Here is a 20742-nt window from a genome sequence, read left to right as displayed (position 1 = left end):
CACGCCGAGATTGATCGTTCAAGCGCGGGCGCTCGGTCGGAGCCCGTACGACCCGGCAATGATGTCCCGCTGAATTTCATTGGTGCCGGCGTAGATGGTCGGGGGGATACTCATACGGAGGTGGCGCTCCATCCCGTATTCCACGCAGTAGCCGTATCCGCCCATCATCTGCACGCCTTCGAGGGCGATCTTCTTCGCGGTCTCGGTGACCTTCACCTTCGCCATCGAGGCTGCCCGCATACGCTCGGCTGCCGATCCGATGTGCGATTCGATGCGGCGGGTGGTCGCGTATGTGAGAGCGCGCGCGGATTCCAGTTCGATCGCGAGATCTGCGATGCGGTGTCGCAGAGCTTGAAACGAGCCGATCTTGGATCCGAACTGTTCACGCTCGCCGACGTAGGCGAGGAGATCGTCGAACGTGCGTTGCGCCATGCCGAGTCCCTGTGCCGCACAGACGAGCCGTTCGCCGTTCAGTCCGGACATGAGCTGCTTCCAGGCTCCGCCTTCCTCGCCTACCACGGCGGAGGCGGGCACCTCGACGTTCGTGAAGAAGAGGTCGTTGACTTCGTTGCCGCCCATCGTTGCTATCGGCCGGATGGTGAGACCGGGGGCGTCGGCCGGGACCTCGAGCATCGTCAGACCGTCGTGCGGTCGCTCATCTCGAGACGTTCTCGCCACGAGGAGGATCCGCTTCGCGAACTGGGCGTCCGAGCACCAGGTCTTCTGGCCGTTGATGCGGAAACCGCTGTCGGTGCGCTCCGCCTTGCACACGATCGCCGCGGCATCCGAGCCGGCACCGGGTTCGGAAATGCTGATGGACATGACCTCGCCCGCGCATATCGCACCCAGTACCTCCTTCTTCTGTTCCTCCGAGGCGTAGTGCTTGTAGATTCCGGCCGCCGTGTGGGATGTGCCTGCACCGTGTACCGGGGCCAGGCCGCGCCAGAGTTCTTCGAACAGGAGCACCTGTTCGGTCAAGCCACCACCGCTCCCGCCGTACTCCTCGGGGATCGAGACGCCCAGGTAGCTCGCCCGGGCAAGCCTTTCGTGTAGTTCTTGGTTGTGCTGTTCGGCTCCGTGATCGGTGAGGAGGTCCAGCTGCTCCCGACTTCCGCATTCCTTGATGCAGAAGCTTCGTACTGCAGCAGCGAAGTCCTGTTGTTCCTGGGTGAACCCATATATGTCCATGGTTCGTCGTCCTCTCAGATCCCCGCCCAGCGCGGGACTCGCTTTTCCAGAAAGGCGGTCATGCCTTCGACGCGGTCCTCGCTCGCGAAGGCGAGCTCCATCAGCCGTCGCTCGAGCTGCATCCCCGAGCTGAGCGGGGTTTCCTCGGCCGCCAGCACTGCCTTCTTCGCCAGTCGAGTGGCCACGGGAGGGCCGGCTGCGACCTGACGTGCGAGGTTGATCGCCTCCTGCCGCCAGGTGTCCTCCGGGACGACCCGGTTCACCAAGCCCAGGCGCTCGGCCTCCTCGGCCGTGATCGCGCGTCCGGTCAGGACCAGCTCCATGGCCTTGTGTTTCCCCAGGGTGCGAGCAAGACGCTGCGTGCCGCCTCCGCCGGGCATGATTCCGACCTTGATCTCGGCCTGGGAGAAGCGGGCCGTGCTCGAGGCGACCACGAGGTCACACGCCAGCGCGAGCTCGCAGCCGCCACCGAACGCCGGCCCGGACACGGCCGCCACCAGTGGCACTTCGATGTCGCAGAGCCGGAACCAGAACCGACTCGCCTGCGCGGTCAGAACGTCGGCGAGTTGCCGATGCTGCATCGACGAGAGATCGGCGCCCGCGACGAAGGCTCGGTCGTGGCCGGCAACGACGACCGCCCCCACCTCGGGATCGGCGTCCAGGTCGCGCAGTGCCGCGAGGACGGCGTCCATCATTTCCGGCGACAGTGCATTGAGGACCCGCGGCCGGTTCAGTTGCAGGATCGCCACGCGTCCGTCACGCTCGACGGAGACGAGTGCCTCTTCGGCCCGGTCGGCGACCGCCGCGGTCATCGTGCCTGCTCCGCGGCCTGCGTTTCCACCCGGTAGTCGTCCGGGCGGAATTCGAGGGTGCGCTGCCAGTAGTCGAGGTATTTCCACGGGCTGCTGATGACCACACGTCCCGCGTCGTTGCGATACCAGTTCGTCATCCCCTGATGGGCCCATACGGATCCGGCGAGTGCGTCGTCGAGTTCGTGGTTGTAGTCCCAGAACACGTCGTCACGGACTTCGAGGCTGGACACGTCGTCCTGTAGAAGGTGGCGCACCGCCTGCATGAAATAGCGGACCTGGAATTCGGTGGAGATCACCGCACTCCCGCCGTGACCGGCATTGGTGTTCGGTCCGTTGAGGATGAACATGTTGGGAAAGTCGGGAACCGAGACGCCGAGGTAGGCGCGGGCGTCGTCCTTGCCCCACGTTTCCGCCAGCGTGTTACCCGACGTTCCGCGGATTTCCATCGGCCACAGGAACTGCAGGGCCCGGAATCCGGTGGCCAGAATGAGCACATCGGCCTCGAATTCACGGCCGTCGCGTGTCACCACGCTGTGTGGCCGAACCTCGGCCACCGCATCGGTCACGAGTTCGACGTCGTCGCGCTTGATCGTGGCGAACCACCCGTTGTCGATGAGCGGCCGTTTGCCGTACGGGGGGTAATCCGGGAGGCATGCTTCGACGAGATCGGGGCGGTCGGCGAGTTGGGTCTCGATGTACTTGGTCAGAAACAGGCGATGGCTCTCGTTGCTGGCGTTCACCGAACGCTCCTTGTGCGGCCAGGCAGGGTCCACCTGGACCTGCGGATGGAGCCGGTCACTGAAATTCCAGAAGGCACGCAAGCGGTACCAGGCCGCATAGAACGGCACCTCCTTCATCACCAGACGGACCTTCTGGCTGACGGAGCGGTGGTAGTTCGGATGCGGAATCGCCCATTGCTTGGACCGCTGGAAGACCACGACCCGTTCGGCGTCGCCGGCGATGGACGGGACCAGCTGCATGGCGCTGGCACCGGTACCGATCACCGCGACGCGCTTGCCCCGCAGGTCGACGGACGCGTCCCACTGGGCAGTGTGCATCGAGGGGCCCGCGAACGATTCGAGGCCCGGAATGTTCGGGGCCGAGGGCCTGTTCACCATGCCGACGGCGGGTACGAGGACGTTGCCGGCGACCCGCTTCACCGCACCCGACTTGTCACGGGTGTCGATCTGCCAGGTTGCCGTGTCGGCGTCGTACTCGGCGCGCACGACTTCGACGCCGAATTCGATGTGCTGGCGGACGTCGTACTGGTCCGTCAACCGGTCGAGGTAGGCCCACACCTCGTCGCGTTTGGCGAAGTACCGGGTCCACTCGGTGTTCGGGTCGAACGAGAAGCAGTACAGATGTCCCGGTGTGTCCACTCCGCATCCGGGGTACGTGTTTTCCAGCCAGGTCCCACCGACCGTGTCGTTCTTCTCCAGGATGGTGAAGGGGACACCCGCCATCTTCAACTTGAACGCGGCGCAGAGTCCGGAGATGCCGGCGCCGATGATGACGACGTGAAATCCCTCCGGGGCGGGCGGGAGCTCGACGTCGCGGCTTTCCAGACCCAGCTCCTCCGCCAGCAGGGGTCCGTACTCGGCGGGGACCTGCTCGTCCAGGGATATCGCCAGCATCTCGGAAATGTCGTCGGGTGAGAGCGGGATCGGTGACAGACGTCCGTTGCGGAAATCCGCGGCGGCGGTCAGCGCGGCATTGCGGACTTCCTCCTGCAGGGGTTCCGGAAGGCCTCCGGAGTCGTTGTCGTCCAAACCTCGGGGGCGTGCGGGTCGGTACGGCGGTTCGAGCCACCGCCGATCGCCTGTCAGATGGACCAGTGCCATCAGGAGGCTCGGGATGTTCGCCTCCCGTAGGGCGTCCTGCAGGGCGGCAGTGTCCGTGCCCTGGGTGGGAGCTGCAGCTTGGGTCATGAAGCACGCCTTCCGTTCGCTTTGATTGGCCGCGATGTCGGTGTAGATCCAGAACGCTTCTCAGGTGAGCGCGGACGTCTGTGCGGTTCGATCGAACCGCCGGCAACCCCATTTATGAGGCGAGATGTCTCAATAGTACGAGGGCGTCGCCGCCTCAGTCAATCGTCATCGATAAATTGTTGTGTGCAGCTGAATTTCGTCGCTCAATCGCTGCTCTACGGGCCGGTGAGGCGGGCGGCACGTGTCTGCGCACTCCGGTTCCATGACGCCGGGGCCCGCCGCCGCCGGGGTGAAAATTTCTGAACGATCGTTTCCTGCAGCCCGAAATGGTGGTAGGTTGGGTGCATTCTGAAATCCGCTGACTCAAAAATCACGACGCGGACGCCTACGGGTGCACCCTCGTCGCAGCCGCGTCGTGTGACACGCTCAGGAGGAAGATATGGGCTACCCATTGCCCAAGGAATTGGCACTGACCGGAGCCTTCACGCCCATGCGTTTCGAGGCGACGGTCGAGGAATGCATCGTCAGTCAGGGGGAGATCCCGCGCGAGCTTTCCGGCGGCTTCTACAGGACCGGACCGACCTGGAAGCGACCCACTCAGCAGGGCACCAACCCGCTGCTGTCGATGGACGGAATGGTGCAGGGCCTCGTTCTGGACAACGGTCGTGCAGACTTCCGTAACCGGTGGATCCGCACGCCGAAATACCTGTTGGAGGAAAAGCACCAGCAGAGCATGTTCTCGTGGACCGACGGCGGTTTCCACGATTGGCGAGACTTCGCCTACGGCGATGTGGAACGGACCCGTTTCAACAAGTGCACCCCGCAGGGGACCAACAACATCAACATCTTCCCGTTTGCCGGCGAGATGGTGGCCTCGGGGGAGCAGGGCGGCGCGCCGATTGCGATCGACCCGATCACTCTCGCGACGAAGGGCATCGTCCCGTGGTCGACCGAACTGTCCACCGGCCTGCACGAGAAGACCACCTACGGCGACGCGTGCTTCGCAGCCCATCCGAAGTGGGATCACGAGACCGGCGTGCTCTACGGCTGGAATTACCGCGATACCGCACCGTTCGTGACCATGCACACGGTCCACCCGGACGGGACCATCGACAGCCGCGACCTGTGGGACGCACCGTACAACACTGTCGCTCACGACATCTGGCTGACACCGGAATGGGTGGTGATGCCGTTCCAGCCCTTCACCGTGGACAAATCGAAGATCACCGACCGCAAGCTCGGCATCTGGGGTTGGGACGAATCGCTGCCCATCGTGATCGCGCTGATCCCGCGCGACGACGTCAACGCGAAAGTCCGCTGGATCAAGACCGATCTTCCCGCGCAGTACGTCATGCACACGATGTCGGCGAACGTCGAGGACGGGAAGCTGACACTCGATGCACCGATCTTCAACCGCCCACCCTTCCCGTTCGAACAGGACTTCACCGAAGGAGATGATGTCGCCCTGTTCTTCTCCATCGCCAAGAGCTACCTGGGACGTTGGACGATCGATCTCGACACGGGTGCTGCAAAGACGGAGCAACTCTCGGATCGCCCCTCCGAGTTGCCCAAGGTCGACGAGCGCTACTACGGCAAGGGATACACCTGGGGCTACCAGGTCGGTGGCGTCGTCAAGCGCAAGGGTATGTCGATGAACAGCCTCGTCGTCACGAACATGAAGACGATGAGCGAACAGGTCTACCAGATCAGATCGGGTGAGCCCGCCGCCGTGCTCGAGTCGACATTCGCACCCCGCACCCCGACCTCTCCCGAGGGTGACGGCTTCATCATCGTTCCCGTCTCGTGGTGGGCGGACAAGCGCGGCGAGTACCAGATATTCGACACCCACGACATCACCAAGGGCCCCGTCGCCACGATCGAGCTACCGTTCGCCATGGGCTGGACACCGCATGGCCACTGGATGGATTTCCGCTGATGGCAGTGGCTTTCGATACTTCCGACCGTGCGATCTACACCCGGGAGCACCACGACTTCCGTGACCGCGTCCGCCGGTTTCTCACCGAAGAAGTCCTCGTCGAGTACCCGGATTGGATCGACAGGGGGCAACCCTCCCGCCGGTTCTGGGAGCGTGCCGGCGAGATCGGACTGCTCGGTATCGGCATCCCGGAGGAGTACGGTGGGCTGCCGAACTCGGACTTCCGTCACAGTGCGGTCGTGACCGAGGAGATTCAGCGCCTCGGTCTCGCCATTGGTGGGCTCCGCGTCCAGACCGACATCTGTGTGCCCTATCTGCTGCACCACGGTTCGGAGGCGCAGCGAAGACACTGGCTGCCGCGGTTGGCATCGGGCCAGGTTGTGGTGGCGTTGGCGCTGTCGGAGCCGGGCGCCGGGTCCGACGTCAAGTCGATGAGGACGCGCGCGATGCGCGACGGTGACCACTACGTCGTGAACGGGTCCAAGACGTTCATCTCCAATGGAAGTATCGCCGGCCTCGTCATCCTCGCGGCAAAGACGGACCCGGCCGCCGGCCGCAACGGCGTCACCCTGATGCTCGTCGAGCCGTCCACGGCTGGTTTCGAAACCGGCCGCAAACTCGACAAACTGGGCTTGCGAGCACAGGATCTCGCGGAGTTGTCGTTCACCGACATGCGGGTTCCGGTGGCAAACGTCCTCGGCGAGGTGAACGCCGGATTCGACTACCTGACTTCGAATCTGGCGGCGGAACGCTTGTCGATCGCAGTCAATTCCCAGGCAGCGGCCGCCAGTGCGCTCGCGTGGACCGTGGAGGCACTGGCGGGCACTCGGCCGTCCCAGGACGTGAAGTTCACGCTCGCCGACTGCGCAGTGCAGGTAGCCGCCGGGCAAGCTTTCATCGACCAAGCGATGGGGAAACTCGTGGCGGGCGCGCTCACCGGAGCCGATGCGGCGGGGGCAAAGCTCTACTCCACCGAGTTGCAGGGCCGCATTGTGCGTAAATGTCTGGGATTGCACTCTGCTGGAACGGCATACCGGGCTTCGAGCCGTATCGGACAAGCTCATCTCGACGGTCGGGTGAGCCGGATCTACGGTGGGTCCTCCGAGATCATGAAGGTTATCGTCAGCCAGCACCTCGGCCTGTGACCCGCCGCACCGCCAGGCCTGCCGCAGTGCGCGGAAAGGAAGATGTCGTGAGCCGGGACCAGAAGATCCTGGACGCCGCCGAGCGGCTGTTCTTCGAACGAAGCTTCGACGGGGTCGGAGTCGACGAGATCGGCCGCGCGGCGGGGGTGACAGGCTCGGCGATCTACACCCACTTCCGGGCCAAGGACGAGATCCTCGCCGCGCTCTTCACCCGGGTCTTCGAGGCACTACTCGCACGACTCGGGGAACCGGACCCTGATCCGGCAGAAGAACTCGACAAGGTGTTGAAAGCCTTTGTCGACCTCACGACGCATCACGAACGGCTGGCGGGCATCTGGGTGCGTGAGCAGCGGTCCCTCGCGGAGGCTCATCGGCGGGAGCACGATCGCCGGCAACGCTACATCACGCAGCGGTGGGTCGACTGCCTGAGCCGCCTGTGCCCGGAGGCCAGGACCGACGAGATCGTGACGGCGACCCGTGGGGTCCAGCTCCTGCTCATGTCCGAGGCGCTGAGACCGCCGACCGGTCGCCGCGCGCGGGATGCCGAGGAGTTGCTCCTTCGGATGGCACGGTCGAGCCTGGCCGCTCTCGCGGTCACCGCACGCTCGGATGGTCGCGACGGCGATTCACCGACTCGACCAGCGACATCGCTGGGCTGAAAGCGGTGTACATGAGAGTGGGCGTGGTTCGGGGACCTGGTTGCCCACCAACTTATGAGACGTTATGGTTCAAAAAAGATTTCGAGAGGACACGTCATGCCGGAGACGCACGCCGCCGCGGCGATTCAGCCCGTGGACGTGGTGAAGGCCTTCTTCGCCGCGATCAACCAGCGCGACCCCGAGGCTCTGGGCGCCCTCATCGACGAGACGTTCGCCGAGGATGCGTGTGTCGAATTTCCGTCCTCCCTCCCTTACGGTGGCCGGGTTCAGGGAGCGAAGACCTTACGCAAGGTCTTCGTCGGCATGGCGGTCGGAAGGTCCGCCGTCGGGCCGCGTGCCTTGGAGGTGGAGAGAATCGTCGACGGCGACAACCTCGTCGTCGCTGTTCTTCGCTTCGACTGGTACCCGCCGGACTCCGATGAGCCGGTTCGGTCGGGCGCGTGCGAAACCTGGCGATTCGAGAACGCGAAGGTCGCCGAAATTCGCCCCTACTACTGGGACACCGCGGCGCTGGTCGCCGCATCGTCCTGACCCTTTTCGAGCACACCACAGACCTAGGAGTCCCATGTCCCGAACAGCCGTCATCGTCGACGCCGTCCGATCACCCATGGCCAAGGGCAAGGCGCCCAAGGACGGGAAACCGGGTGGTGCACTGAGCTCGCTTCACCCGGTGGAGCTACTCGGCCAGGTGCTGCGGAAACTTGTCCAACGCAACGCATTCGATCCGTCGATCGTCGACGACGTCATCACCGGGTGTGTCAGCCAGGTGGGCGAGCAATCCGGACCCATCGGCCGCTGGGCATGGCTGGCAGCAGGAATGCCGGAAAGTGTGCCGTCGGTGACGGTGCACCGAGCGTGCGGCTCCAGTCAGCAGGCCGCCGACTTCGCGGCGCAGGGTGTCATCGCCGGCGTCTACGACGTCGCGATCGCGTCGGGCGTCGAATCGATGAGCCGTATTCCCATGCTCACCGCACGTATCGGTCAGGACCCGTTCGGTCCTTCGGTCGCGAAGCGGTACGCCCCCGGCCTGGTCCCGCAGGGCGTCTCGGCGGAGCTGATCGCAGCGCGCTGGAAGCTCGATCGTGAGTCGATCGACGAGTTCGCCACTCGATCGCATCAGAATGCTGCCGGCGCCGACCTCGCGGCCGAGATCGTGCCGATCACCCTTGCGGACGGCACCGTCGTCGCCGGCGACGAGACGGTGCGACCGCAGACGACGGTGGAGACCCTGGGCCGGCTCAGGCCCTCGTTCCGCACCGACGACATGGTGGCGCGGTTCCCGGAGATCGCGGACTGGCACATCACCCCCGGCAACTCCTCGCAGTTGACGGACGGGGCGTCGGCGCTGCTCATCATGTCGGAGGAAAAGGCCGATGAACTCGGGCTTCGTCCTCGGGCGCGCTTCCATGCCTTCGCGGTCGCCGGTGACGACCCGATCACCATGCTCACCGGACCCATTCCCGCCACGGAGAAGGTGCTCGACCGTGCCGGTTTGACGATCGACGACCTCGACCAGTACGAGGTGAACGAAGCTTTCGCTCCCGTACCGATGGCCTGGGCACACCACTTCGGTGCAGATCCCGCGAAGCTGAACCCCCGCGGCGGCGCGATCGCATTGGGCCACCCCCTCGGCGCCTCGGGTGGCCGGCTACTGACCACGTTGCTGCACGGCCTCGAGGCCACAGGGGGGCGGTTCGGCCTCACCACGATGTGCGAGGCCGGCGGCATGGCCAACGCGACCATCATCGAGCGGCTCTGAGAAACAGGAGAACTTATGGAAATCAACGGTATTTCGGCAGTCGTCACCGGAGGTGCCTCGGGTCTCGGTCTTGCCACCGTCCGCCGCCTTCTGAAGGAGGGTGCGGCCTCCGTGACGATCGCGGACCTCGAATCCTCGGACGGCAAGGCCGTCGCGGAGGACCTCGGTGACCGCGTCCGCTTCGTGCCCGCCGATGTGCGGGACACCGACGCAATGAACCAGGTGTTCGATACCGCGGAGGAGGCTGGCCCCCTTCGCGTCGTCGTGCACTGCGCCGGGCGAGGCGGCCCGGTGCGGCTGGTCGGCAAGGACGGCGCTCCCGGATCACTCGAGACCTACGCCGAGATCGTGCAGATCAACCTGGTCGGATCCTTCAACGTGCTGCGGCTCGCAGCAGCGCGGATGGCGTCGAACGAGCCGACGGATGGTGACCGCGGCGTGTGCATCCTGACCGCCTCGGTGGCGGCCTTCGAGGGTCAGATCGGCCAGATCCCGTATGCGTCGTCCAAGGCCGGCATCGTCGGCATGACGATCGTGGCGGCACGAGATCTCGCGTCCAAGCAGATCCGGGTGTGCACCATCGCCCCCGGTACCTTCGAAACCCCGCTCCTCGCCCGCCTGTCGGACGATGTTCGCAGCTCTCTCGCGGCGACCGTGCCGCACCCGAGCCGTCTCGGTGATGCGGACGAGTACGCGCGCCTGGCCACGGCCATCATCGACAACGGCATGCTCAACGGTGAAACCATCCGCCTGGACGGTGCTATCCGAATGGCGCCACGATGACCCCCGCCGTCGATCTCACGGTAGAAGACGGAGTCGCCGTCATCACCATCGACCGGCCTGAAGTCCGCAACGCGATCGACCTCCCGACGGCGCGGCAACTTGCGGCGGCACTCGACGACGTCGACCAGCGCAGCGACATCCGCGCTGCGGTACTGACCGGCACGGGAACGGTTTTCAGCGCCGGAATGGATCTGAAGGCGTTCAGCGCAACGGGCGAGCGGCCGCTCGTCGCCGAACGGGGAGCCTTCGGCATCTGCGAGCGCGCAACCACGAAACCTCTCATCGCGGCGGTGGAGGGGAAAGCGCTCGGCGGCGGATTCGAGATCGCCCTCGCCTGCGACCTCGTCGTCGCAGCACAGAACGCCCAGTTCGGTCTGCCGGAGGTCAAACGCGGACTGGTCGCAGCGGCAGGCGGTGTGCTCCGGCTTCCGCGCGTCGTTCCGCACAAGGTCGCGCTCGAATTGGTGATGACCGGAGATCTCATCTCTGCGACCGAAGCGCACCGCCTGGGCGTGGTGAACCGCGTGGTGGCGCCCGGAGAAGCGCGCGCGGAGGCGATGCGGCTCGCCGCCGCCATCGCAGCCAACGCCCCGATGGCCGTCCGGACCGCAAAGTTCCTGGTCAATGCATCCGCGGATTGGCAGCAAGAAGAGTTTTTCGACCGACAGCGTCCGTATACCGACAAGGTCCGGGGATCCGCGGATGCGGCCGAGGGAGCACGTGCCTTCGTCGACAAGCGGGCACCCGTCTGGGCCGACCGTTGACGCACTGGTACTTCGACCGAAGGAGATCGACATGATCGAGCTGACCGAGGAGCAGCAAGAGATCCGGGCCCTGGCACGCAAGGTGGCCCGGGACTGGTATGCCCCCAAGGCCCGAGAATGGGACACCAACCGCACGCACTTCCCCGCCGACGAGCGCCGACGGATCGCCGAGCTGGGCTTGCTCGCGCTCGGTCTTCCCGAGGAGTACGGCGGCGGTGGCCGACCCCTGATCGACGCACTCATCGTGCAAGAGGAGTTCGCGCGTGCGAACCCGCTGTCGGCCTGGCCGATCTTCGAGGCCTCCGCCGGACCGGCCCGCGTCATCGACCTCTTCGGGACCGAGGAACAAAAGCAGCGATTCCTCCCCCCCGTCGCCTCGGGGGACAAGATCATCGCCATCACGATCTCCGAACCGGACGCGGGCTCGGCAGCAACCGACGTGACCACCAAGGCCGTCATCGAGGGCGACGAGGTCGTCGTCACCGGCACGAAGCGATGGTGTTCGGGCGCCGGGCACGCGGAGCAGTACCTCGTCTACGTGCGGTTGAGTTCCGCACCGGGCGGCAAGGGCATGGGCGCTGTCGTCGTCGACAAGGACACTCCCGGGTTGACCTTCGGGCCGCAGGAGGAGCTGATGGGCCACCGCGGGGTCGGATCGGCCGACATGTTCTTCGACGACGTCCGAGTCCCCATCGACAACCTCATCATCCCGGAGGGCGGTTTCAACAAGCTCTTCACGGCCTTCTCCATCGAACGGCTCGGTAACAGTACGATGTGCTTGGCCATCGCCCAGGAAGCACTCGACCGTTCCGCGGCGTACATCCAGGAGCGGCACCAGTTCGGCAAGCCGATCGTGGAGTTCCAGACCGTCCAGGACACCCTCGCCAAGATGGTGGTCGACGTCGAGGCTTCCCGCATGCTGATCTGGCGCGCCGCAGCCCACGCCGGGACCGGTGCGCCGAAGACGCTCGACGCGTCCGTGGCCAAGGTCTATGCGAACGAGATGGTCAAACGTGTCACCGACATGGCGATCCAACTGCACGGCGGCTACGGGTATTCGGCCGAGTACGAGATCGAGCGGATGCACCGCGACGCTGTCGGCTGGGCGATCGCCGGTGGAACGCCGGCGATCCAGCGCACCCGAATCGCCTCCGAGTTCCTCGGACGCCGTTTCGATCAGCGAGCCTGAGATGAACAACGACAACACCCGGGCCGTGTTCGACAACGACCATGACGCCTTCCGTGAATCGGTACGCCACTTCCTGCGCGCCGAAGTCGAACCGCACCTCGATGGATGGCGCTCGGCGAACGGTGCCCCTGCGGACTTCTACCGGTGTGCCGGTAAGGAGGGGTTGCTCGGTACCGCAGCCCCCGAGCGATTCGGGGGTGGTGGCGTCGACGATCTGCGGTTCGTCGCCGTCCTCGTCGAGGAGACTGCGGCCCTCGGCGCCACCGGACTGGCACACCTGCTCGCCTTACACAGCGGCGTCGTACTTCCGGCACTGCTCCGCCACGGCAGCGAGGAGGCTTGTGCCACATGGCTTCCTGACATGGTTGCGGGGGAGCGACTTGCCGTTCCGCTCGGGGCGGGGAAACCAGCCGAGGCGACGTCCGAAGACGGCCGGGTGCTGCTGCACGGGCACGTCGACGGGGTAGCGGGCGGGGCTTGCGCAGGAATTCTGCTCACCGCCGTGTCGGGGGAAGACGAGCCGCGGCTCACCGTGCTGTCGGGAGACACGTCCGGTCTGATCCGATCGCCGGTCGCGGACGCATTGGGTGGACGTGAAAGCGCACAAGCCGATGTGACGCTCGGCGCCGTCGAGGTCGGGAGGGCCGACAGCCTCGGTACCGGCGCATGGGCTGAACTGACACGTGATCTCGATCTGTGGTCGGCGGTCACGGCAATGGCTTCGGCCCGGTCGGTCATCGCGATCACGTTGCGCTACGTCGCCGAGCGCCAGGTCTTCGGTCGGCCACTCGCGCAGTTCGAGAACACACGACACCGGCTCGCCGAAGTCGCCGCACGGCTGTCGGCGACGGAGCTGCTGGTCGACTCGTGCCTGGTTGCCCGGTGCGAAAATCGCCTGACTGCTGCCGCGGCCGCAACCGCCTGCCTCGAGGCAGGCGCGCTGCACGACGAGGCGGTGGACCGAGGGCTCCAGTTGCACGGGGGTTACGGCTACATGCGGGAGTACCCGATCTCGCACGCGTTCGCGGACGCGCAATACCTCCGCCAGCAAGAGCACCTGGTGGCCGACGCGCGGGATCTGATTGCGGCCGGCCTCGGTCTCTGACCCCCGGGTCAGCGGCCTCGAAAGTTGGCATCGCGGCGTTCTTGGAACGCCGCGATGCCTTCGAGGAGGTCATCGCTGGCCAGTGTGTGCTCCTCGTAGGCAAAAGACAGGTCGACGACCTCGCCTGCCCGCTGCTGGGTTACCCGGTTGAGGGCGCGCTTGGTCCCCTGAACCGCGAGCGGAGCGAGTCGGGCGACGCGGGAGGCGATCGAGCGTGCAGCCGGAAGTACTTCGTCGGCATCGTCGACGAGATCGGTCACCATGCCGAAACCGAAGGCCGTCTCGGCATCGAGAGGGTCACCGGTGAGGAGGTGACGTCGCGCCCGGACCATGCCGGCGGCCTGCGGCCACACCAGGCAGCCGCCGTCGCCTGCCACGAGGCCGAGCGCCACGTGCGAGTCGGCAAGCGTGGCCGCACGAGCGGCAACGACGATGTCGCACAACAGGACGAGCGTAGCTCCCAGTCCGATCGCGGGGCCCTGCACTGCCGCCACAATGGGTTGCGGCACAGTGACGAAGGCCTGCAGCAATCGACGTCCGTCGTCGACGATGGCGCGCCGTTCCATCACGTCGCCGTGCGCGGCCTGCATCAGCTCGAAGTCGCCGCCGGCGGAGAATGCCTTCCCGGTAGACCCGAGGACGACGGCGCGGATGGTTCGATCGGTGCTGATCCGTTCGATGACGTCGGCGAGTTCGCGGTGCAGCACTGCGTCTACCCGGTTGAACAGCTTCGGCCGGCTGAGGCTGATCTCGGCGACCCCGTCATCGTGTCGGTCCACCGTGAGCGCGGTGTAGCTGAGATCCATCGAATGCTCCTTGGTGCTGTCGGTTCATGCAGTCGGGATGGCGGGCAGGGCGTGCCCGAGACAATTACTGAGATACCGTACCTCAAAATCCGGCGGAGTCGGCACGGCCTGACAAATCCCAGCGTGCGGTAGATGAGCTGACCGTGTCGCCCGGTATCGCTGCCGGATTGCCGTGAGCTGATTGACACATGTGACGGGAGCCACTAGCATTTTGAGACGAGGGAGCCCACAAAAAGTGGGTGCGGTTCCTGGATCGGCATCCGCAACACGCTGGGTCCGAAGGTGCGCTCGGTTGCGCAAACAATCATCGTCTTCGCCTCCGCGGCCACCGCGTAGCTGCTCACAACTGCGACACGAGGCGTTCCGAGATGAATCGACAACGGCAAGGTTTCATGCCTGCGGCCACGGATCAGTGGTCTGGCGAGAGGAGAGAAGTGGTGTTGCTGGCCGACTTTGGTGCTGTGGAAAGCCCGGCAGTCCTTCCGCTGGGGCTGTGTTCGCCCGACCGGTCCGAACAAGTGGGAGGTAAGACCAAGGGCCTGTACAAGCTGATCGAGCTGGGGCTTCCGGTGCCCGAAGGGTTCGCGATCACGGCAAACGCCTATCGCGCGACTCTCGCTGCCACGGGTGTCGGCGCCCAGATCGACGACGTCCTCGCGCAGGCCGAATTGAGCGACGACGCGAAGTCGCAGGCGATCTTCGGCCTCTTCGAGAACGTGACGTTGCCCGCGGATCTGAGTGCAGAAATCGACAATTCGTACGACGAGCTGGGCGGTGGTCCGGTTGCGGTCCGATCGAGCGGAATCGCCGAGGATACGGCCGCCGCATCGTTTGCCGGCCAGCACGACACCTACCTCTGGATCCAAGGTGCCGATGCTGTCCGTCACCACGTGTTGCGTTGCTGGGCGAGCCTGTTCAATCCCAGCGCCATCGGCTACCGGGAACGGTTCCGGATTCCCGCCGACGAGGTGGCCATGGGAGTTGTCGTTCAGCGCATGGTGCCTGCTGCTGCCGGGGGGGTGATGATGACCCTCGAACCCGTGACGGGCGAGAGTAACCTCGTCTACATCGAAGCTGCACACGGCCTCGGCGAGGGAGTCGTCGTCGGCGACGTGCTTTCCGACCAGTACCGATTCGACAAGGCGAATCTGGACAACCCGAAGAAGCGAATCAGTCGTCAGACCGAACAACACCGTTTCGATCCGGACGCTGGTGCGGTGACGCTGCAACCGATGGACCCCGAGGTCGGATCGCAGCCGGCGCTCGACGACGACCTTGCCCGCGCCTTGGCTCAACTCGGACTCGACATCGAACGGTCTTTCGGGGCCCCCATGGATATCGAGTGGGCGGTCTCCGAGGAACGGGAGATCTTCCTGCTGCAAGCCCGCCCCGAAACCGTGTGGAGCACACGCTGGACGGAGCTGGCCACGACCGCGCGAACGAGTGTCACCCACGGAGACCTGAATCAGGACTGGTACTACTCCACCGCGAATCTCGGAGAGGCAGCGCCCGGTGTCCTCGCACCGCTCAGCTGGTCGGTCTGGGGGCCGGGTGCCGAGATCGCCGCCCGATACGGCTTCGTCCAGATGGGCGTGCTCGAAGCGTCGAAGGCCGGGATACCCGACGATCCGCACGCGCGGTTCATCCAGATCGCCTACGGCCGCGCGGTGGCCTCGGTGAGCGCCTTCTACGACATGGGCGAGCGTATTCCCGGTGCCAGCGGAAACATGATCGCGGAATCCCTGTTGGGATCGATCCCCAGCGGCATGATCGCCAATCCGACCCGTCGACGGTACCCGGTCGTGATGTGGCGCATGCCGAAAGCCTTCGTACGCTCGAAGGCGGTGATCGACAAGCAGCACCGCACTATTCGCGAGTGGTGGCTACGGGAGCTGGAACGAACGCAGGACCTGGACCTCGCCGGTGCGCGAGCCCAGTTCACGGACGCCGTCAACAGGTTTCAGAAGTCGACCGCTCTGCAGGCGCAGGGCAACATCATCGCGGTTCCGCCGGTATTCCAAGCGCTGGAACAGCTGGTCGCCAGCGTCGACATGGAGGAGTACTACGGTGTCCTGACATCCGGCGGAGACCATGCCGAGATCGCGGTTGTCACCGATCTGTGGGATCTCGGCCGAGGTCGCCTCACTGAGTCGGAGTTCCTGCGGCGACACGGATTTCACGGCACGCTCGAGGGTGATATCGCCGGACGGGTCTGGCGGGAGGACCCGTCGCCGATCCGCCATATCGCTCAGATGTACAAGACGCAGGGTGACGACAAGGACCCTCGCGCGATGGCCGAGGCCCGCAACGCGGAGAAGGAGCGCGCCGAATCCGAGTTGATGTCGCGTCTCGGCTGGTTCGGTCGGTTGAAGGCCCGCTTGATACTGCGGCTGGCCCGTCGTCACATGCCACTCCGCGGTGTCGGTAAGGCGAGCTTTCTGAGATCTCTCGACGTCGCGCGAAGCTCGGCCCGTCGAATCGGCGAACTGCTGGTTGCCGAGGGCATACTCGACGCCGTCGACGACGTCATGTACTTGACGAGCGACGAGCTCATCGCGCCTGCGGTTCCCGAGAACGTCCGTGAGCTCGTGGCCGCCCGCAAGACGGAGCAGGAACTGTTCCGCTCTTTCGAACTCCCTGTCGCATTCTGGGGCGAGCCGGGACTGACGGCACCGGCGCCGGAAACCGTGGACGGCGACGCCGCCGGTGACCGGATCACCGGCATCGGAGCAAGTGCCGGAGTTGTCGAAGGCGTGGTGCGGGTCGTCGACGCCCCGGGGTTCGCCGAGGTCGAGCCCGGCGAGATTCTGGTCGCCAAGACGACGGATCCGTCCTGGGCGTCGATCATGTTCGTGTCTTCGGCCTTGGTGGTCGACATCGGTGGCACGCTCAGCCACGCCGCGGTGGTGGCGCGCGAACTGCGGCTCCCGTGCGTGGTGAACACCGGCGACGGTACCTCCGTTTTGCGCACCGGCGATCGCGTGCGGGTCGACGGACGGTCCGGAGTCGTGGAAATCCTGGAACGAGCAACTCGAACATCCTGACGAACGACGAGGAGACGGCATGACAATTTCCGAACGCGACGACTTCTTTCATCCTCGCCCGGACGATCCCTTCTGGAACGAGGCCAGTTGGTTTTCGTTCATGGCGCCCGAGCGTGACCTGACCGGATTCGTATACCTCTACCACCGTCCGAACATCGGATACACGGTGGCCGGTGTCGCGGCCTGGGATCCGAGCGGCAGTGAGAACTATGACTGCGTCCTGTACGACTGGGGCGAAGCGTACGCCCTCGAGCCCGAGGCGGAGATGTTCTCGTTCGAGCTCGAGAACGGCCTCACCGTGGAACTCGTGGAGCCTTTGAAGCAGTACCACTTCACCTACAAGGGCAGGAATCGCTTCAACAGCGATGTGGACCTGGACCTCACCTTCACCGCATCCCGGGAACCGCACAATGCCGGCATGCCCGGCGGGCTCGAGGAATGGGGTAAGGGCCATTACGATCAACTGGGCCGGATGGCCGGGCATCTGTCGGTCGACGGCGAGACGATTCCCATCGACTGTGTTGCGCAACGTGACCGGTCGTGGGGTGTCAGGAATATCGTCAACAATCCACGAGGCCAGATGATCTGGGGAGTCGGTGAGCGCAGCAGTTTTCACGCGCTCGCCGTCAGCAAGCTCCCACCGGGCGAGGACCCGGTCATCGGAACGAGCGAGAGCATCATCATCGGCTACTACCTGAAAGACGGCCAGTACGGTGATCTGACCCCCGGCCCCGACAGCACCATCGCCGTCACCGAACGCGACGCGACCGGCCGGCCGATCACCTACCGTGTCGAGGCGACCGACAGCCTGGGCAGGCGCCTGGAAGCTACGGGCCGAGTCCGGAACATGTTGAACTGGCAGGGGTATTCATGGTTGATGACGTTCTGGTCGCTGGTCGAGTGGTCGCTCGACGGCGAAACAGCCTTGGGAGAAGGCCAGGATTATTGGCCGTTGCACCAATCCCGCACGTTCATGCGCGCCCAGCGGGCCGCCCAGCGCGAATTCTCGACTCAGTCCTCCTGACCCCCGGCCCGGGGCAATGTCCTTCTAACACGAAAATGGGAAGGTTTCAAATAGATGAGGTGGAGATTCGTCTTCAAGGTTGTGGGCGTCGCACTCTCGATGACTGCGTTGGCGCCGTGCGCCCTTTCCAACGCGTCACCGACTCCGTACCACATATCTGAGTACGTAGTATCCGATCCCGCTGGGCAGCCGTGCAACGTCCAGGGAACACCGGACGGGGCCCTCTGGGTCAGCCTCCATCAGCCGAATCAATTGGCGCGCCTGGACCCGACGACAGGTCAGGTCTCGAAGTTCACCATGCCGGGCAAGACGCCACTGCCCGGTGGCGCGGAAATAGGTCCGCTCCCCGGAGGGCCGATCCCGTCGGTCGGGACATGCGACATGGCGTACGGATCCGACGGAAACCTCTGGTTCAACCATCAGATGGCCAATTCGGTCGGTTACATCGAAACGCAGGCGCCGTACCGTATGCACGAAATCCCGCTGCCGGTGCCCGCCTCGATCCCGATGAGCCTCCAGGCCGGAGGCGACGGCAAAATCTATGCCACTCTGACCGCCGCCGACAAGATCGCCCAGATCGACCCGCAGACACACCAGGTACGAATCTTCGATGTCCCGAGCAAGGCCTCGATGATCATCGGTGGAGCAGCCGGTCCCGACAACGCACACTGGTTCGTCGAAATAACGGGAAACAAGTTGCTTCGGCTCGACTATGCGACCGGCGACATCCGCGAGGTGGATATTCCGACGCCCGCGTCCGCGCCGTTCGTCATCCGATCCTACGACGACGGTCTCTGGTTCACGATGATGACCGCCAACGCGATCGGACACTACGACATCAAGACCGGAACGTTCAGCACCGTTCCGATTCCGACACCGATGTCCGCGCCGATCGGAATCACCCTCGGCAAGGACGGTTATCTCTACGTCGACGAATCGGTCGCGGACAAGATCGCGCGGATCGACAGGAAGACGATGCAGGTCGTCGACGAGTACCCGTACCTCACGAAAATGACCTGGCCGGACGAAATCAAGACCGGACCGGACGGCGCCATCTGGTCGCCGAACTTCACAGCCGGCAAACTGACCCGGCTCTGGGTCGACTCGTTCGGGACCGATCCAGGATTCCCTCAGACCCACGAGTGATCGATGAAGTAGTGGGCAATACCGATCAAGCACACCGATCGAATCGGTGACCGGGGATCGACCGCCGTCGCCGACGTCTTTCGTCGGCGACGGCAGTCGACCCGGAGCTGGGCGACCCACCTCCAGTCCAGGGCACATTCCTGCCGCGGACGGGGAGTAACATAATTTTGACATGCGGATCTTTTTTCTGGGTCGGGGGCGAGCATTATGGGACTGCGAGAATCGAATACGTGTGAAGGACGGCGAGGAGCCCACGATCCGCGCCGCCACGGAAGGAACCCGATGAGCACGCAGAAGCGCGGCCGCCCCAAGCTCGACATAGATCCCGACGCCGTTGCCGACGCCGTTGCGGAGCTTTTCGCAGAGGGCGGTGCGGAGGCGGTCACCATCATCGAAGCCGCCGAGAAATTGCAGGTCTCACGGGCGACCCTCTACCGCACGGTTCCGACCAAGAAACACCTACTCGGTATGCTCTTCGAGCGGAGCACGCGCGACTTGACGGAGCACGCGCGCGCTGTTGTCGAGCGGCACGAGCTAGCGTGGAAGCAGTTACACGAACTGGTTCGAATCCTGGTCGATGCTTCGATCGAGATGCGGCAGTACATGCCGGTGTTCTTCGGCGGGGGTGATCTGCCGGGCGACGTCGTCTCACGGTGGCACATGTTCACTCGTGAATTCGAGGCACTGTGGGTCCGTGTCGTAGCCAGCGCGATGCAGGAGGGCTACCTCGTCGAAGCGGACCCGCTCCTGACCGCGCGAGTGCTGCTTGGCCAATGCATCTGGGTTTCGCGCTGGTACCGTCCGTCGGAGCCCTACGACGCCGGCATCATCACCGATATCGTATTGAAGCTGTTGCCGCCCGCACCAGGAACGTCGGTGGGGGCACGTTCCGGCGGAGCGGGATTACCGCAGCGTCCCCGTCTGGTCGTCGCGACCGAGCGTCCGAACCCGCACGTCGCTCCGGAGATCGCTGTCGACGAGGTACCGCCGCCGGATAAGCAGGTCGCTCAGGAGAAGGGGCGACACGACGGCGACGACACACTCGACGCGGGAGAACGTGCAGAACTGGACCGGCTCCGGCGGGAGAACGCCGAATTGCGTGCGGATCGGGAGTTCCTGAAGAAGGCCGCAGCCTTCTTTGCATCGGAACACCTGCGGTAGGTGCGCACCTGAATTCGGAGGTATCGAGATTCGGAGGTATCGAGACTCGGCCGAAGGCCTGCCCCGCTGGAAGGGCCGCTATCGCCTCGGCTGCTTCGTCCTCGACGGATGTAGATGAGGGTAGCGAGGCGTTGTCGAGGAGCGACCCACGAGTGCGATGACAGCTGACGACGCTCCGACCGATTTCGATGTCTTCACGAGGCAGGAGTGGGGTGAATTACTGTTCACCCCGTGGTGCACCATGGTGGAGAATGCTCGACTCGATGATGTTGGTGAGGAACTCCATGGATCCC

At 64.8% G+C, this 20742-nt stretch carries 17 protein-coding genes; 13 read left to right on the top strand and 4 right to left on the bottom strand.

Annotated features, from left to right (window positions below; genetic code table 11):
• Nucleotides 1–18 precede the first annotated feature (18 nt).
• From MLGJGCBP_RS49560 to MLGJGCBP_RS49550, 3 genes are read right to left on the bottom strand one after another with little or no spacing between them, the layout of a single operon-like run.
• Nucleotides 19–1188 (bottom strand): acyl-CoA dehydrogenase family protein, encoded by a 1170-nt coding sequence (locus MLGJGCBP_RS49560; protein ID WP_160103025.1) that lies wholly within the window; start codon nt 1186–1188, stop codon nt 19–21.
• A 14-nt stretch (nt 1189–1202) separates the two neighbouring features.
• Nucleotides 1203–2000 carry an enoyl-CoA hydratase-related protein gene (locus MLGJGCBP_RS49555; RefSeq protein WP_160103023.1) on the bottom strand — a complete coding sequence of 266 codons (798 nt, stop codon included), beginning with the start codon at nt 1998–2000 and terminating at the stop codon, nt 1203–1205.
• Nucleotides 1997–3928, bottom strand: coding sequence for a flavin-containing monooxygenase (locus MLGJGCBP_RS49550; protein WP_201453335.1), 1932 nt, complete (start codon nt 3926–3928; stop codon nt 1997–1999). Before MLGJGCBP_RS49550 ends, MLGJGCBP_RS49555 begins: the two co-directional genes overlap by 4 nt.
• Nucleotides 3929–4367: 439 nt before the next feature.
• Between MLGJGCBP_RS49550 and MLGJGCBP_RS49545 the strand changes: the two genes are divergently transcribed.
• The 9 genes from MLGJGCBP_RS49545 (at nt 4368) to MLGJGCBP_RS49505 (ending at nt 13268) form a co-directional block, all read left to right on the top strand.
• On the top strand, nt 4368–5864 hold the full coding sequence (locus MLGJGCBP_RS49545) for a carotenoid oxygenase family protein (protein WP_201453334.1): 1497 nt from the start codon (nt 4368–4370) through the stop codon (nt 5862–5864).
• Nucleotides 5864–7009, top strand: a complete 1146-nt coding sequence (locus MLGJGCBP_RS49540) for an acyl-CoA dehydrogenase family protein (protein ID WP_160103021.1) — start codon at nt 5864–5866, stop codon at nt 7007–7009. Before MLGJGCBP_RS49545 ends, MLGJGCBP_RS49540 begins: the two co-directional genes overlap by 1 nt.
• A 47-nt stretch (nt 7010–7056) precedes the next feature.
• Nucleotides 7057–7668 carry a TetR/AcrR family transcriptional regulator gene (locus tag MLGJGCBP_RS49535; RefSeq protein WP_160103019.1) on the top strand — a complete coding sequence of 204 codons (612 nt, stop codon included), beginning with the start codon at nt 7057–7059 and terminating at the stop codon, nt 7666–7668.
• A 96-nt stretch (nt 7669–7764) separates the two neighbouring features.
• Complete coding sequence (locus MLGJGCBP_RS49530; RefSeq protein WP_160103017.1) at nt 7765–8199, top strand: nuclear transport factor 2 family protein; 435 nt, start codon at nt 7765–7767, stop codon at nt 8197–8199.
• A gap of 34 nt (nt 8200–8233) precedes the next feature.
• Nucleotides 8234–9427 carry a thiolase family protein gene (locus MLGJGCBP_RS49525; protein WP_160103015.1) on the top strand — a complete coding sequence of 398 codons (1194 nt, stop codon included), beginning with the start codon at nt 8234–8236 and terminating at the stop codon, nt 9425–9427.
• A 15-nt stretch (nt 9428–9442) separates the two neighbouring features.
• Nucleotides 9443–10210, top strand: coding sequence for an SDR family NAD(P)-dependent oxidoreductase (locus MLGJGCBP_RS49520; RefSeq protein ID WP_160103013.1), 768 nt, complete (start codon nt 9443–9445; stop codon nt 10208–10210).
• Nucleotides 10207–10974, top strand: coding sequence for a crotonase/enoyl-CoA hydratase family protein (locus MLGJGCBP_RS49515; RefSeq protein WP_160103011.1), 768 nt, complete (start codon nt 10207–10209; stop codon nt 10972–10974). The genes MLGJGCBP_RS49520 and MLGJGCBP_RS49515 overlap by 4 nt, the downstream gene beginning before the upstream one ends.
• A gap of 31 nt (nt 10975–11005) precedes the next feature.
• Complete coding sequence (locus MLGJGCBP_RS49510; RefSeq protein ID WP_160103009.1) at nt 11006–12163, top strand: acyl-CoA dehydrogenase family protein; 1158 nt, start codon at nt 11006–11008, stop codon at nt 12161–12163.
• Nucleotide 12164: 1 nt separating this feature from the next.
• Nucleotides 12165–13268 carry an acyl-CoA dehydrogenase family protein gene (locus MLGJGCBP_RS49505; protein WP_160103007.1) on the top strand — a complete coding sequence of 368 codons (1104 nt, stop codon included), beginning with the start codon at nt 12165–12167 and terminating at the stop codon, nt 13266–13268.
• Between the two features lie 8 nt (nt 13269–13276).
• On the opposite strand, the gene MLGJGCBP_RS49500 is transcribed toward MLGJGCBP_RS49505, so the two are convergent.
• Nucleotides 13277–14074 (bottom strand): enoyl-CoA hydratase/isomerase family protein, encoded by a 798-nt coding sequence (locus tag MLGJGCBP_RS49500; RefSeq protein ID WP_160103005.1) that lies wholly within the window; start codon nt 14072–14074, stop codon nt 13277–13279.
• A 437-nt stretch (nt 14075–14511) separates the two neighbouring features.
• On the opposite strand from MLGJGCBP_RS49500, the gene MLGJGCBP_RS49495 reads away from it, so the two are divergent.
• The 4 genes from MLGJGCBP_RS49495 to MLGJGCBP_RS52880 all read left to right on the top strand — a co-directional run bounded on the left by MLGJGCBP_RS49495 (nt 14512) and on the right by MLGJGCBP_RS52880 (nt 20449).
• Nucleotides 14512–17118 carry a PEP/pyruvate-binding domain-containing protein gene (locus tag MLGJGCBP_RS49495; RefSeq protein WP_201453333.1) on the top strand — a complete coding sequence of 869 codons (2607 nt, stop codon included), beginning with the start codon at nt 14512–14514 and terminating at the stop codon, nt 17116–17118.
• Between the two features lie 19 nt (nt 17119–17137).
• Nucleotides 17138–18142 carry a hypothetical protein gene (locus MLGJGCBP_RS49490; RefSeq protein WP_160103003.1) on the top strand — a complete coding sequence of 335 codons (1005 nt, stop codon included), beginning with the start codon at nt 17138–17140 and terminating at the stop codon, nt 18140–18142.
• A gap of 54 nt (nt 18143–18196) precedes the next feature.
• A complete protein-coding gene (locus tag MLGJGCBP_RS49485) occupies nt 18197–19288 on the top strand; it encodes a Vgb family protein (protein WP_442972146.1) in 1092 nt (363 codons plus the stop codon).
• A 282-nt stretch (nt 19289–19570) separates the two neighbouring features.
• Complete coding sequence (locus MLGJGCBP_RS52880; protein WP_160102999.1) at nt 19571–20449, top strand: TetR/AcrR family transcriptional regulator; 879 nt, start codon at nt 19571–19573, stop codon at nt 20447–20449.
• Nucleotides 20450–20742: the final 293 nt, after the last annotated feature.

The organism is Rhodococcus sp. T7 (assembly GCF_009872365.1).
In the GTDB taxonomy this organism is placed as follows: domain Bacteria; phylum Actinomycetota; class Actinomycetes; order Mycobacteriales; family Mycobacteriaceae; genus Rhodococcus_F.
The sequence above is the reverse complement of the archived record's forward strand: the minus strand, read 5'-3'. Positions and strand labels throughout refer to the sequence as shown.